Origin of the sequence: Kribbella sp. NPDC049584 (genome assembly GCF_040675555.1) — a bacterium.
In the GTDB taxonomy this organism is placed as follows: domain Bacteria; phylum Actinomycetota; class Actinomycetes; order Propionibacteriales; family Kribbellaceae; genus Kribbella.
This window is the reverse complement of the sequence record NZ_JBFAPF010000014.1, coordinates 209,323-221,702: the sequence shown is the minus strand read 5'-3', so window position 1 is coordinate 221,702 and position 12,380 is coordinate 209,323. Positions and strand designations below refer to the sequence as shown.

General features: G+C 67.8%; 12 protein-coding genes. 7 read left to right on the top strand and 5 right to left on the bottom strand.

Annotation, left to right across the window (positions count from 1 at the left end):
* Window positions 1-172: 172 nt before the first annotated feature.
* Window positions 173-1,654 (bottom strand): TIGR00366 family protein, encoded by a 1,482-nt coding sequence (locus tag AB0J62_RS36635; RefSeq protein WP_363881457.1) that lies wholly within the window; start codon window positions 1,652-1,654, stop codon window positions 173-175.
* A 202-nt stretch (window positions 1,655-1,856) separates the two neighbouring features.
* On the opposite strand from AB0J62_RS36635, the gene AB0J62_RS36630 reads away from it, so the two are divergent.
* From AB0J62_RS36630 to AB0J62_RS36605, 6 genes are all read left to right on the top strand, one after another.
* On the top strand, window positions 1,857-2,441 hold the full coding sequence (locus tag AB0J62_RS36630; RefSeq protein WP_363881455.1) for a PadR family transcriptional regulator: 585 nt from the start codon (window positions 1,857-1,859) through the stop codon (window positions 2,439-2,441).
* Entirely contained in the window at window positions 2,438-3,517 is a 1,080-nt protein-coding gene (locus AB0J62_RS36625; protein WP_363881453.1) for an inositol-3-phosphate synthase, read from the top strand. Before AB0J62_RS36630 ends, AB0J62_RS36625 begins: the two co-directional genes overlap by 4 nt.
* Window positions 3,518-3,659: 142 nt before the next feature.
* Window positions 3,660-4,490, top strand: coding sequence for a DUF72 domain-containing protein (locus tag AB0J62_RS36620; protein WP_363881451.1), 831 nt, complete (start codon window positions 3,660-3,662; stop codon window positions 4,488-4,490).
* 86 nt (window positions 4,491-4,576) lie between these two features.
* Entirely contained in the window at window positions 4,577-4,786 is a 210-nt protein-coding gene (locus AB0J62_RS36615) for a hypothetical protein (protein WP_134106502.1), read from the top strand.
* Complete coding sequence (locus tag AB0J62_RS36610; RefSeq protein ID WP_363881448.1) at window positions 4,783-5,814, top strand: hypothetical protein; 1,032 nt, start codon at window positions 4,783-4,785, stop codon at window positions 5,812-5,814. The genes AB0J62_RS36615 and AB0J62_RS36610 overlap by 4 nt, the downstream gene beginning before the upstream one ends.
* Before the next feature lie 201 nt (window positions 5,815-6,015).
* Window positions 6,016-7,203 (top strand): M20 family metallopeptidase, encoded by a 1,188-nt coding sequence (locus AB0J62_RS36605; protein ID WP_363881446.1) that lies wholly within the window; start codon window positions 6,016-6,018, stop codon window positions 7,201-7,203.
* A gap of 66 nt (window positions 7,204-7,269) precedes the next feature.
* Here the strand turns inward: AB0J62_RS36605 and AB0J62_RS36600 are convergent, their stop codons facing one another.
* Window positions 7,270-8,700, bottom strand: coding sequence for a pre-peptidase C-terminal domain-containing protein (locus AB0J62_RS36600; RefSeq protein ID WP_363881444.1), 1,431 nt, complete (start codon window positions 8,698-8,700; stop codon window positions 7,270-7,272).
* 104 nt (window positions 8,701-8,804) lie between these two features.
* Window positions 8,805-10,250 (bottom strand): M12 family metallo-peptidase, encoded by a 1,446-nt coding sequence (locus AB0J62_RS36595; RefSeq protein ID WP_363881442.1) that lies wholly within the window; start codon window positions 10,248-10,250, stop codon window positions 8,805-8,807.
* 149 nt (window positions 10,251-10,399) lie between these two features.
* Between AB0J62_RS36595 and AB0J62_RS36590 the strand changes: the two genes are divergently transcribed.
* The gene (locus AB0J62_RS36590; RefSeq protein WP_363881440.1) at window positions 10,400-10,837 is read left to right on the top strand and encodes a YciI family protein; all 438 of its coding nucleotides are present in this window, start codon (window positions 10,400-10,402) and stop codon (window positions 10,835-10,837) included.
* Here the strand turns inward: AB0J62_RS36590 and AB0J62_RS36585 are convergent.
* Both AB0J62_RS36585 and AB0J62_RS36580 read right to left on the bottom strand, forming a co-directional pair.
* Complete coding sequence (locus AB0J62_RS36585; RefSeq protein WP_363881438.1) at window positions 10,819-11,964, bottom strand: zinc-dependent alcohol dehydrogenase family protein; 1,146 nt, start codon at window positions 11,962-11,964, stop codon at window positions 10,819-10,821. The genes AB0J62_RS36590 and AB0J62_RS36585 overlap by 19 nt on opposite strands.
* Window positions 11,961-12,377: a thioesterase family protein gene (locus tag AB0J62_RS36580; RefSeq protein ID WP_363881436.1), complete on the bottom strand. Its 417-nt coding sequence runs from the start codon at window positions 12,375-12,377 to the stop codon at window positions 11,961-11,963. The genes AB0J62_RS36585 and AB0J62_RS36580 overlap by 4 nt, the downstream gene beginning before the upstream one ends.
* Window positions 12,378-12,380: the final 3 nt, after the last annotated feature.

Genomic DNA, 12,380 nt, shown 5'->3' with positions numbered 1-12,380 from the left:
CTGGCTGGAGTCATTGCCCCACAGACTACGGTGGGTGTGGTAACGCGCCCGAATCCGCTCCGGATGCTAGCAACCACGGGGCGTCCAAGTGAAAACGGTCCACCGGGCCCTATCCGCTGACGTCTTACATCGTTGGAAGGTTTGCTTCCCGATGCAGGTTGTGACGCGCCTCTCACGAGGTCACGTGGGGTGCCAGCAGGGTCACGGCGACCAGGGCGGCCGGGAAGCAGGCCAGGAACATCGTGAACGTGTAGCCCATGATGTCGCGCGCCTTCAGTCCCAGGATCGCGAGCGTCGGCAGCATCCAGAACGGCTGCAACAGGTTGGCGCTCGCCTCGCCGAGGTCGTACACCACGACCATCCAGCCCGCGTCGACCTTCAGCTCGTTCGCCGCCTGCAGCACGTACGGCGCCTCGATCACCCACTTGCTCCCACCGCTCGGCACGAAGATGCCGAGGACACACGAGTAGATCGCGACCAGCGGCGGGAACAGGAACTGGTTGCTTGCCTGGACCAACCAGCCGGCCAGCCGCCCGGAGATCCCGGTGTACGCGATCATGCCGAAGATGCCGCCGTACAAGGGGAATTGGAGCAGTACGCCGGCTGCCGCCGGGGCACCGTCGCGTACTGCGCGAGCCATCCGCCAAGGCCGCCAGTGCAGGAGCAGGGCGAGCAGGAACAGGATCAGGTTGACGGTGTTGAGGTCGAGCGCGTTGAAGAAGCTCTTCCCGCTGAAGTAGCGGACCAGATAGACCGCGCCGAGCAGAACGATCAGCAGACTGAACAGCGGTGAATGCTCGAGCCAGTCACCAGGCCTACGTGCCTCTTGACGCTGACCGTTGTACGGCGACCCGCGGCCGATCAGCGGTTTGAGCTCGATGCCCAGATGCTCCGCCGTCCGCGAATTGCCTTCACCCGGTGCGATGAACCACGCCATCGCGACGCCGACGACGTACACGATCAACGTCGCGACGATCGCCTGCCAGGTGAAGATGGTGTCGCTGAGCGGGATCAGACCGCTGGCGTGCCCACTGGCCTTGATCACGTCTTGCACCGGCGGCGGACTGCTGCTCGCACTCGCCACCTGGAGCGCGGCCGAGCCGGACAGCCCTTGCGCCCACACAGTCCCGAGGCCGAGGAACGCCATCGCTCCGAGCGCGCGGTAATCGGCCTTCGGCACGTTGCGTGCGACCTCGCGAGCCAGGATCGCCGCGAAGATCAGGCTGAAGGCCCAGTTCAGGTACGACGCCAGCATCGCGATCGCGGCGACGAACGCGACGGCGCTCCGCGGGTTCTTCGGGATCCGCGCCAGCCGGGTGATCAGGCGGGCGACCGGTCCGCTGGTCGCGACGGCGTACCCGCCGATGATGATCATCGCCATCTGCAGGGTGAACGTGATCAGCGACCAGAATCCGATGCCCCAGGCATCGACCATCCCGAAACCCTTGGTCGCGGCCGGGTCGTCCGGGCGTTTCAGCAGCGGCTCTCCGGTGACGAGGCCGAACAGCAGCACCACGAAGGTGCCGACCAGGACGAACCCGAACGCGTCCGGCAGCCACTTCTCCGTGAACGCGGTGAACCGCAGTGCCAGCCGCGCAAGCCCGACGTCGGCTTCGACCTCGGACCTGGCGTGCTTCCCATGGCTGTCGGCCATGACCCTCCGCTCCGATACCGCGACTCTGAGTGTCACTCGATTAACGCGGATCGGCGTCTGACGTAACAGGTTTCTTGCCGTGGGTGACAAAGGTCGCCTTTGTCAAGAGTTGTCCACAGGCCAGCGCTCTGCTTACAGTGGCGGAGCGATGTATCGAACCGATACATCAGGTCATGACAAACTAGACCGAGGGAGGTGGCTCATGGGAAACCGCAGTGGGGTCCTGGAGCTCGCCGTACTCGGTCTGCTGCACGAAGCGCCGATGCACGGTTACGAGCTCCGCAAGCGCGTCAACGCCCAGTTCGGCTGGGGACGCGTGCTGTCGTTCGGTTCGTTGTACCCGTGCCTGAAGGCGATGCTCCGCAACGGCCTGATCACGGCCGACCCCGGGACACCGGAGTCGGGTCGCCGGCCGAAGATCGTCTACACGATCACCGCCGACGGCAAGGACTACTTCGCGCAGGCGATGCACGAGGCCGGTCCGTCGGCCTGGGAGGACGACACGTTCGGCGTCCGCTTCTCGTTCTTCGGCCGGACCGATCCGGCCACCCGGTTGCGCATCCTCGAGGGCCGCAGGGCCCGGATGGAGGAGCGGCTGGCCAACTTCCGGGCGGCGATGAGCCGGACGGCGGAGCGGGTCGATACCTACACCCTCGAGCTGCAACGGCACGGCCTGGAGTCGGCCGAGCGCGAGGTCCGCTGGCTGAACGAGCTGATCGACGGCGAGCGGCGGCAACAGCGGCCCCCTGAACAGCACCAACCGCCTACCCAAGGAGATTCCAGATGACCTCGATCCGCGTAGCGATCGTCGGTGTCGGCAACTGCGCCAGCTCGCTCGTCCAGGGCGTGCACTACTACCGTGACGCGAAGCCCGAGGAGCGCGTCCCCGGTCTGATGCACGTCCAGTTCGGCGACTACCACGTCCGCGACGTGGAGTTCGTCGCCGCCTTCGACGTCGACGGCAAGAAGGTCGGCCTGGACCTCGCCGACGCGATCGGCGCCAGCGAGAACAACACGATCAAGATCTGCGACGTGCCGCCGACCGGCGTCACCGTCCAGCGCGGTCACACCCTCGACGGCCTCGGCAAGTACTACCGCGAGACCATCACCGAGTCCGACGCCGACCCGGTCGACGTGGTCGCGGCGCTGCGCGAGGCTCAGGTCGACGTACTGGTCTGCTACCTGCCCGTCGGTTCGGAGCAGGCTGCCAAGTTCTACGCGCAGTGCGCTATCGACGCGGGCGTCGCGTTCGTGAACGCGCTGCCGGTGTTCATCGCCGGCACCAAGGAGTGGGCGGACAAGTTCACCGCGGCCGGCGTGCCGATCGTCGGCGACGACATCAAGTCGCAGATCGGCGCGACCATCACGCACCGCGTGCTGACCAAGCTGTTCGAGGATCGCGGCGTCACCGTGGACCGGACGTACCAGCTGAACGTCGGCGGCAACATGGACTTCAAGAACATGCTCGAGCGCGAGCGGCTGGAGTCCAAGAAGATCAGCAAGACCCAGTCGGTCACGTCCCAGCTGCGCGAGGAGATCGAGCCCCGCAACGTGCACATCGGCCCGTCGGACTACGTGGCCTGGCTGGACGACCGCAAGTGGGCGTTCATCCGGCTCGAGGGCCGCAACTTCGGCGACGTACCGCTGTCGCTGGAGTACAAGCTCGAGGTCTGGGACTCGCCGAACTCGGCCGGCATCATCATCGACGCGATCCGCGCGGTGAAGATCGCCAAGGACCGCGGCATCGGCGGCCCGATCCTGTCCGCCTCGTCGTACTTCATGAAGTCCCCGCCGGAGCAGTACGCCGACGACGTCTGCCGCGACCTCGTGGAAAAGTTCATCCGCGGCGAGGTCGACCGCTAACCGCGATAACACGCGCCCCGGCACCCGGTTCCGGGTGCGGGGGCCGCGTGCCATCATGTCCCCGGATGACCAAGATCCGCTCCTACCGCGACCCCGACGGCTTCTCGCTGGTGCACGTCGGTCGGCAGTATGTGCGGGTGCTATGAGGTTGCATGTCGGGTGTGCGCAGTGGACGCATCCTGCGTGGCCGCAACCTTCTCGGGACAAGCTGCGGGCGTATGCGTCCTGGTGCAACGCGGTCGAGAGCAACACGACGTTCTACGGCACGCCGTCGCGGGCGTCGGTGGAGAACTGGGCCGCTCAGACGCCGGCTGATTTCCGCTTCGTGGTGAAGCTGCCGCAGGTGATCACGCACGAGCGACGGCTCACGAACGTCGAGGCCGAGTTCCGCAACTTCCTCGACGCGATCGAGCCGCTCGGTCCGCGCAACCACGCCGTGTGGATCCAACTGCCGGCCGCGTTCTCCCCCACCGATCTCGGCGCGCTCGCCGCCTTCCTCCACCAGGTGCCCCGCGACTTCCGGTACGCCGTCGAGGTCCGCCATCGCTCGTTCTTCGACGAGCCGGAAGCCGCCGCCAACCTCGAGCGTGTACTCGCCCGCGTCGACGCCGAGTGGATCCCGTTCGACACCGGGACGCTTTTCGCCCAGCGCCCGACCAGCCTGGCGGAGCGTGATGCGTGGATGAAGAAGCCGCGCGTGGCCCGTCGTACCCGAGCCCTGACCGCGTACCCGATCGTTCGCTACATCGGCCGCGACTCGGTGACCGAGACCATCGACGGCTGGGGATATCTCGTCGGCCTGGTCGTGCACTGGCTCTCCGAGGGCCGATCGCCGACGATCTTCCTGCACACCCCCGACAACGTCGAGGCGCTGAACCTCGCGCGCCACTTCTACGCGACCGTCGCCGCCGCCGTCCCCGAGCTCGCCCCGCTCCCCGAGCCGGTCGCAACCGAACCGCCAACGCTCTTCTAGTTATCCACAGTTTCAGAATCGGCCGCTGCTTTCGCGGCCGATCTCCGTATGTTCTCCGCCGACTTCACACCTCGGGAGGACATCTCATGGAGCACCCATCCGGTACGACGCTCGGCTCAACCCCTGATCACGAGCAGGCTGCTGCAGCGACCATTGCCGAGCGGCGGGCCCGGGCCGACTGGCTCATCACCGAGTTCGGCCGCCTCGCGGCGCAGGCCGACGACCCGCGCGACCAAGCCCGCTTCCGCCGGACAGCCGACTCCCTCGTCCGTCTGGCGATCGCGTTCCGCTCATGACCTGCAGTTCAGTCGACGAGCTGCTGGCGGCAAGTGGCGAGACCGCACGTGCTCTCGCCTCGGCCGACCAATCCGCGTGGAACGGTCGCATCATCGAGTCCACCGGCGCCGTCCTCGGGCTCGCGCATTGGGACGGCACCCTGTACCTCGACGGCGAAACCATCCTCGATCCGCTGCGTCAGCTGTATGAGCATGCCGGCGAGCAGCAACCGACCGCCAGCCTTGTCCGGTATCGCGAGTCCCTGGCCACGGTGCTCCACGAACACGCCCACTTCCTCGGCCCGTCGGGATCAACGCAGGAAGCCGCCCGCGAGGCGTTCACCAAACCCGGCAGCCGCGAACTCGAGGAGGGCGTCACCGAAGCCTGGGCGCAGGATCACCTAGACGACTACATCCGTCGACTGGGTGTCGACAAAGTTGCCCCCGGCATCGAATCCGTCCAGGCCGGTGGATACTACGCCGCGTTCGTCCCCGCCGTCCGCAAACTCACCAGCGACCTGGAGTCCCGCAACGACCTGCCCCGTGGCGAAGTCGTCGATCTCCTCAACCGCCAGACTGCAGCCGGTCAACTCCCCTTGCTCGTCACGCTCGTCTACAACTCCACTCGCCTCCCCGAGCTGGAGCCGGTCGGCGCCGACACCCGATCCCGTTTGGAGTCCATCCTTCGCGCCGGTCTCGACCACCTCGACGCCTACGAGCTCACCGCACCCGGCTTCGCCGCCGCCAAGTCCATCTCGACCGCCGACCAACTCCTCGACTACCTCAACCAGGAGATCCAGTCCGCCGAGTCCGCCTACACGTTCAGCCCGATCCACGCCGACGGCACCCCGACCCACGCCAACGCCTGCACCCTCCCACCACCAGTCCCAAGCCACCGCACCCCATCCCCCCAGGAAGCAGCCCTGTCCGGCCTCACACCCCCATCCGCACCCCGCAGCCAATCCGCCCACCTGCCCCCATCCCGAGGCCGACCCGCCACCGCACTGACCTCTCACGCCCATGAACGCTGTCGTGAACGCCATGGATGACCTGCACCCCGGTAGGTGATCCTGCGGACGCCGGTGGTGAATGCGGAGGACAAGCTCCGGGTCGTGATCGGCGGGCACTGTCCCGAACGCTCGGCTGGGACCGGGGCGGGAATCGGCGGGGACGGGGGCGGGTGGTTGTCGAGGTGGGGTGGGTACGGTGGCGGGGGTTCGGGTGGGTTGGGTGGTGAGCGGAGGCGTTTGGTGGAGTTTGTTGGTGAGGGCGCGGGGATCGGTGCTGGGTTGGTGGAGTTGCGGCGGGCTTTGCATCGCTCGCCTGAGGTCGGGTTGCAGCTGCCGGGGACTCAGGCGTTGGTGCTCGACGCCATTGGTGGCTTGCCCCTGGAGGTGACGGCCGGGAAAGAGCTGACCTCGGTGGTGGCGGTACTGCGAGGCGGTGCGCCCGGGCCGACGGTTTTGTTGCGCGGCGATATGGATGCCTTGCCGGTGGTCGAGGAGACCGGCCTCGAGTACGCGGCGGAGAACGGGAACATGCATGCCTGCGGCCACGACCTGCACACCGCGGGTCTGGTCGGAGCGGCCCAGTTGCTCAGCGCTCATCGCGAGGAGCTGCGGGGCAACGTGATCTTCATGTTCCAGCCGGGTGAGGAGGGCCTCGGCGGAGCGGGGTACATGCTGCGCGAAGGTTTGTTGCAGGCGACAGGTGACTTGCCGATCGCGGCGTACGCGCTGCATGTCTGGGCGCAGGCCGGGAAGGGCGTGTTCCAGATGCGTCCCGGCACCATGATGGCCAGCTCGAACCAGCTGCACATCACGGTACGAGGCAAGGGTGGGCACGGGTCGATGCCGGACCGGACAGTCGATCCGGTGCCGGTGGTGGCGGAGTTGGTGCTCGCGCTGCAGACGTACGCGACCCGGCGGGTGAACGTGTTCGATCCCGTGGTCATCACCGTGACGCAGCTAGAGGCCGGCGTCGCGATCAACGTCATCCCCAACGCGGCCCGCCTCGGCGCGACCGTGCGGACGTTGTCGGATGCAACGCTCGAGCAGTTGACGCGCGAGCTGCCGGCGCTGGCCGAGCGGATCGCGGCCGCGCACGGCTGCACGGTCGACGCGCGGCTCAACCCGCAGTACCCGGTGACCGTGAACGATGCCGCTCGTACGGCGGAGACCTCGCGGATCCTCACCGGCCTGTTCGGGGAGGACCGGGTTCAGGACCTGGAGAACCCGTTGATGGGGGCCGAGGACTTCTCGATGGTGCTGAAGGAGATGCCCGGCACGTTCGTGATGGTCGGCGCGCGACCGGACGACGTCTCCGCGGAGGAGGCGCCGTCGAACCATTCGAGCATCGTGCGGTTCGACGACGCCGTCCTCACCGATCAAGCGGCGGCGCTGGCGCAGCTCGCCGTCCACCATCTGATTCCGGCGTAGGACCAGACGGGCCCTGAGCCCGGCCTGGGGCTGGTCAGCCCGCCAGAGACCGACCAGCCCCAGGGATCAGGAGGGCGAAATGTTGAGGGTGTACGCGCCGCGACTGCCGTACGTCGAGTAGCCGGTGTTGAGCGGGTCGCCGTAGCCGACGTTGTCGATCCGCAGGTAGTACCTACCCGGCTGGAGGGTGCCGCTAACGCTCGCGCCGAGACCCGTCGGCGTACCGGCGTCGCTCTGTCCGGAAGCCGGGTCGTTCGAGGCTACGACCGTGCCGGAGCCGTCCAGGAGGTCCAGCTTCATGTCGAGGTTGCCACCGGTCGGAGCCGGATTCGCCGTTGCCGTGTAGTTGCCCGCGGCACTCACGTCGACGCGATAGACGTCGGTGTCGTCCTCCGCTGCGATGATCCCGGACACTGGCGTACCGACGGTCAGCGCGGCGGCGTCGTCAGTCGTGCCACCGGCCTCGTCGGCGCGCAGAGCCAGGCCGTGTGTGCCGACGACCGCGTAGTCGTCTTCCTTGTTGTTCGCGTCGGCATACTCGCCCTTGCTCCACTGACTGATGCCGCGGTAGTACCCGACTCCCATGATCGGGGCCCAGGCGCCATGGCCCTGGTAGTACCCGACCGTCGACGTACCGTCGTGCGAAAGCCCGACGTTGTGACCGGCCTCGTGCGACGCGGCCTCGGCGAGGTTCTTCGCACCGGTGCCGACGCCCTTCGTGAACACCAGTGCCGGCTGGTAGTAGTCGTGCTGGCTCGTGCTGTCATACACGCCGACGTATGCGACCCCGCCGCAACCACAGCCCGACTGGTACCAGGTGTCCGGGTCGATCAGCACGCGGGTGCCGTACTGCTCGTCGGACGCACCAGATCGGTCGATGGCGGACTGCGGCGGCTCCTGTGTCGTCACGTCGACGTCGAACGTCGAGTAGTCCTCGGCCACGCGGGCCCACACCTCGTGGACCACGTCCTGCTCGGCGGTGCTGTAGTTCGCCGGGTCGCCATCGGTGTCGTACGCCGACACGTTCACCGGGTCGATGCCCTTCGACGCGTTCCACGCCGTACCGGTGATGGTGTGGCCGTCGAAGTCGAGGTAGAGCACGCGGTTCGAGCCGGGCTTGCTGTGCAGCTCGAACGCCGGGCCGGTCGCGCCGGCTACGGCGGTGCGCGCCCACCGGGGCGACGCCTCGGGAGCCTTCTGGGCAGTGGTCAGACCAGGCTCGCGGAAGAACAACTTGCTGTCGGCATCGAGCCACGCGGTCTTGTCGGTGGCAAGGATCTGCCGCAACTTGTCCACAGGCATCCGGTTGTGGTCGGCAACGTCCGCGAGTCTCGACTGAAGCCTGCCGAGCGCGGCACCACCCGCCAACGGCTGCGACAGCAGCTGATCGACAGGTGTCTGCTGCGCATCGGCCTGGGTGCCTGCGGCGACAGCCAACCCTCCAAGAACAAGAGCACCGGCACACGCGAGCGCACCGGTACGGCGGAATCTGGTCACTCGGAATCCTCCTCACAGGATTCCCCCCGGTTTGGGCGGCGGTTCCCCCCAGAACCCGGGGCCGTCGATCTCGGTGGGATCGACGGCCCCGGGTGGTTCGGGTGTCAGCTCGCGGTGACGCGGACCGAGTAGGCGCCGCGACTGCCGTACGTCGAGTAGCCGGTGTTCAGCGGGTTGCCGTACCCGGTGTTCTCGATCCGCAGGTAGTAGCGGCCTGCCGTGACCTGGCGGCTGATGCTCGCGCTCAGACCGGTCGGCGTGGCCGCGTTGGACTGGCCGGATGCCGGGTCAGCGGTCGCGACGACCGCGCCGGACGAGTTCAGCAACTGGAGCTTGATGTCCAGGTCCGCACCGGAAGCAGCCGCCGAGGCGGCGAACGTGAACGTGCCAGCCGCCAGGTCGATCCGGAAGGTGTCGACATCCGAGTCGTTCGCGTAGATGCCCTTCACGCTGGTTCCGAGCGTCAACGCAGTGGCGTCCGACGTACCGTTGCCGTGGTCGTCGGCCCGCAGCGCCAGCCCGTTCTGGCCGATCACCGCGAAGTCGTCTTCCTTGTTGTTGGCGCCGGTGTACTCGCCCTTGCTCCACTGGCTGATCGCCTTGGAGTAGCCGACGCCCATGATCGGCGCCCAGGAACCGTGGCCGGCGTAGTACCCGACAGACGCCGTGCCGTCGTGGGACAGCCCGACGTTGTGACCGGCTTCGTGCGACGCGGCCTCCGCGATGTTCTTCGCGCCGGTGCCGACGCCCTTCGTGAACACGAGCGCGGGTTGGTAGTAGGAGTGCTGGCTCGTGTTGTCGTACACGCCGACGTACGCGACCCCGCCGCAACCGCAGCCGGACTGGTACCAGGTGGTCGGGTCGATCAGCACACGTGTGCCGTACTGCTGGTCGGAGGACCCGGTCCGGTCGATCGCCGCGGCGGTCGGCTCCTGAGTGGTCACGTCCACGTCGAACGGCGCGTAGTCCTCGGCGACCCGGGCCCACACATCACGTACGACGTCCTGCTCGGCGGTACTCCAGCTGTTGGGGTTCCCGTCGGTGTCGTACGGCGTGACGTTGACGGTGGCCGGCTTGCCGCCGGTGTTCCACGCCGTACCGGTGATCGTCTGGCCGTCGAAGTCCAGGTAGATGACCCGGTTCGAGCCCGGCTTGCTGTGGAGCTCGAAGGCCGGACCCGTCGCGGCAGCGACCGCGGCACGAGCCCAGCGTGGGGACGGGGCGGCGGCGGACTTCCGCTCGGCCGCGGTCGCGACGGGCTCGCGGTAGAACAGCTTGCCGCCGTGGTCGAGCCAGGCGGTTCTGTCCGTCGCGAGAATCTGCCGCAGGTGGTCGGTGGACAGCTTGTTCTGGTCGGCGACCTCGGCGAGCCGGGACTGGACCCGGCCGAGCGCGGACCTGCCTTGCAGGTCCTGGCCGAGCAACTGGTCGATGGGAAGAGGAACTGGCTGCTGGGCGTCGGCCTGGTTGCTGACGACGACTGCGACGGCTCCGAAGACAACTGCACCGGCTACGGCGAGGGCACCGATCCGGCGGGGGCGGGTGAGCATGCTTGGGGTCCTCCTCAGGGACTCCGCGGGGCGGCCTCACATCTCGTGCGTGGGCACGCACTGTGCGTAGCCTGCCCGAAGCTCCCCTTCGCTGTATAGATTCGTCTCGGGATTTAACGCCGACTTGGGAGGGCCCTCAGATGCGCTACATGATGATTTTCAAGGCCAGCGAGGAGTCCGAGGCGGGTGAGCTGCCGAGCCAGGAGAGCCTGACCGCGATGGGTCTGGTGATGGCGGAGATGGCCGAGAAGGGCGTCCTGCTGGCAGGTGACGGACTGCTGCCGAGCTCGATGGGTTTCCGGCTCGGGTTCGACGACGACAAGCAGCGCCGGGTGATCGACGGCCCGTTCGCCGAGACCAAGGAGCTGATCGCCGGTTTCTGCCTGATCGAGGTGGCGTCCCGGGAGGAAGCGATCGAGTGGGGCTGGCGCTGCGTGGCGGCCGACGGCCGCACGGACGGCGAGCTGGAGATCCGTCCGGTCCCGACCGCCGACTTCTTCGGTGACAACTACACGAGCGAGGCGCGCGACCGCAACGAAGAGACCTTCCAGAAGGCTGCGGAGAACCTTCAGAACAGCAATACCTGACGGATCGACGTACCGGCGGCCAGGTCGTCGAAGGCCTGGTTGAGGTCGTCGAGCCCGACGGTCGCGGTCAGCAGCCGGTCGACCGGGAGCCGACCGGCCCGGTACAGGGCGACGTACCGCGGGATGTCGCGGGACGGGATCGACGAGCCGAGGTACGAGCCCTTCACCGTCCGTTCCTCCGCGACGAGGCTCACGGCCGGAACGCTGAACGACTGCGAAGGATGCGGCAGGCCGACCGTGACCGTGGTCCCGCCACGTCTCGTGGCGGCGTACGCCTGCTCGAGCACCCTGGCGCTGCCCACGGTTTCGAAGGCGTAGTCGGCACCACCAGCGGTGGCTTGTCGCACCTCCTCCACCGCGTCGGCATCGCGAGCGTCGACGACGGCGGTTGCGCCGAGATCGAGCGCCAACGAGAGCTTGGCCGGCACGACGTCCACGGCGACGATCGGGTGTGCTCCGACCAGGACAGCGCCGAGCAGTGCTGACAGTCCGACGCCGCCGAGGCCGAAGACGACCGCGCTGCGGCCCGCGCGGACCTGTGCTGTGTTCACCACTGCGCCGACGCCGGTCATGACTGCGCACCCGAAGAGAGCGGCGATCTCGGGAGGGAGAGACGGGTCGATCTTCACGGCCGAATGCGCCGAGATCACCGCATGATCCGCGAACCCGGACACGCCCAGGTGGTGGTGCAGGTCGGCGGTGGCCGAGCCGCCGATCGACGAGCCGTGCGGGCTGGTGAGGCGGCGGGTGCCACCCAAGAGGGCGCCGGCAGTGTTTGCAGCGGCGCCGGGCTCGCACAACGCCGGTCGGCCCTCGGCGCACGGGCCGCAGGACCCGCAGGCGGGAACGAACGCGCAGGCGATGACATCACCCGGCGCGAAGCCGCGAGCCTCGGACACGACGACTTCACCGGTCGCCTCGTGACCGAGGAGCATCGGCATCACGCGTGGGCGGGAGCCGTCGATGACCGAGAGGTCCGAGTGGCACAGACCGGCCGCGCGGATCCGGACGAGCAGTTCGCCCGGACCGGGCGGTGCCAGCTCCACGTCTTCGATCCGCAACGGACGCGACGACGCGTACGGCGCCGGCAGGCCCATCTCCCGCAGTACGGCGCCGCGCACGATCATCCTGTGATCCCTTCGAGTGCGGCGCGGATGCGATCGGGGACCGGCACCGGGCGGCGATCCTCGCGCGCCACGAAGACGTGCACGAACCGCCCGGTCGCGGCCGGCTCGTCCGATCCCTCACGGAACAAGGCGATCTCGTACCGCACGCTGGAATTGCCGAGCTGCCCGCACCGCAACGCCGCATCCACGACGCCCGGGAACTCCAGCGGTTGCTTGAACGTGCACTGCGAATCCACGCAGAGCCCGATCACGTCACCGCCGTGAATGTCGAGACCACCCGACCGGATCAGGAAGTCGTTGATCACGGTGTCGAAGAAGCTGTAGTACTCGACATTGTTGACGTGCCCGTAGACGTCGTTGTCCTTCCACCGCAGCGTGATCGCGAGGTGGTGCGGGTACCCGCTACGGTCCATCCG

Coding starts and splice junctions, on each gene's coding strand:
- AB0J62_RS36635 (WP_363881457.1), bottom strand. CDS start 1,654: ATGGCCGACAGCCATGGGAAGCACGCCAGGTCCGAGGTCGAAGCCGAC.
- AB0J62_RS36620 (WP_363881451.1), top strand. CDS start 3,660: ATGAGGTTGCATGTCGGGTGTGCGCAGTGGACGCATCCTGCGTGGCCG.
- AB0J62_RS36630 (WP_363881455.1), top strand. CDS start 1,857: ATGGGAAACCGCAGTGGGGTCCTGGAGCTCGCCGTACTCGGTCTGCTG.
- AB0J62_RS36585 (WP_363881438.1), bottom strand. CDS start 11,964: ATGATCGTGCGCGGCGCCGTACTGCGGGAGATGGGCCTGCCGGCGCCG.
- AB0J62_RS36615 (WP_134106502.1), top strand. CDS start 4,577: ATGGAGCACCCATCCGGTACGACGCTCGGCTCAACCCCTGATCACGAG.
- AB0J62_RS36590 (WP_363881440.1), top strand. CDS start 10,400: ATGATGATTTTCAAGGCCAGCGAGGAGTCCGAGGCGGGTGAGCTGCCG.
- AB0J62_RS36595 (WP_363881442.1), bottom strand. CDS start 10,250: ATGCTCACCCGCCCCCGCCGGATCGGTGCCCTCGCCGTAGCCGGTGCA.
- AB0J62_RS36580 (WP_363881436.1), bottom strand. CDS start 12,377: ATGGACCGTAGCGGGTACCCGCACCACCTCGCGATCACGCTGCGGTGG.
- AB0J62_RS36625 (WP_363881453.1), top strand. CDS start 2,438: ATGACCTCGATCCGCGTAGCGATCGTCGGTGTCGGCAACTGCGCCAGC.
- AB0J62_RS36610 (WP_363881448.1), top strand. CDS start 4,783: ATGACCTGCAGTTCAGTCGACGAGCTGCTGGCGGCAAGTGGCGAGACC.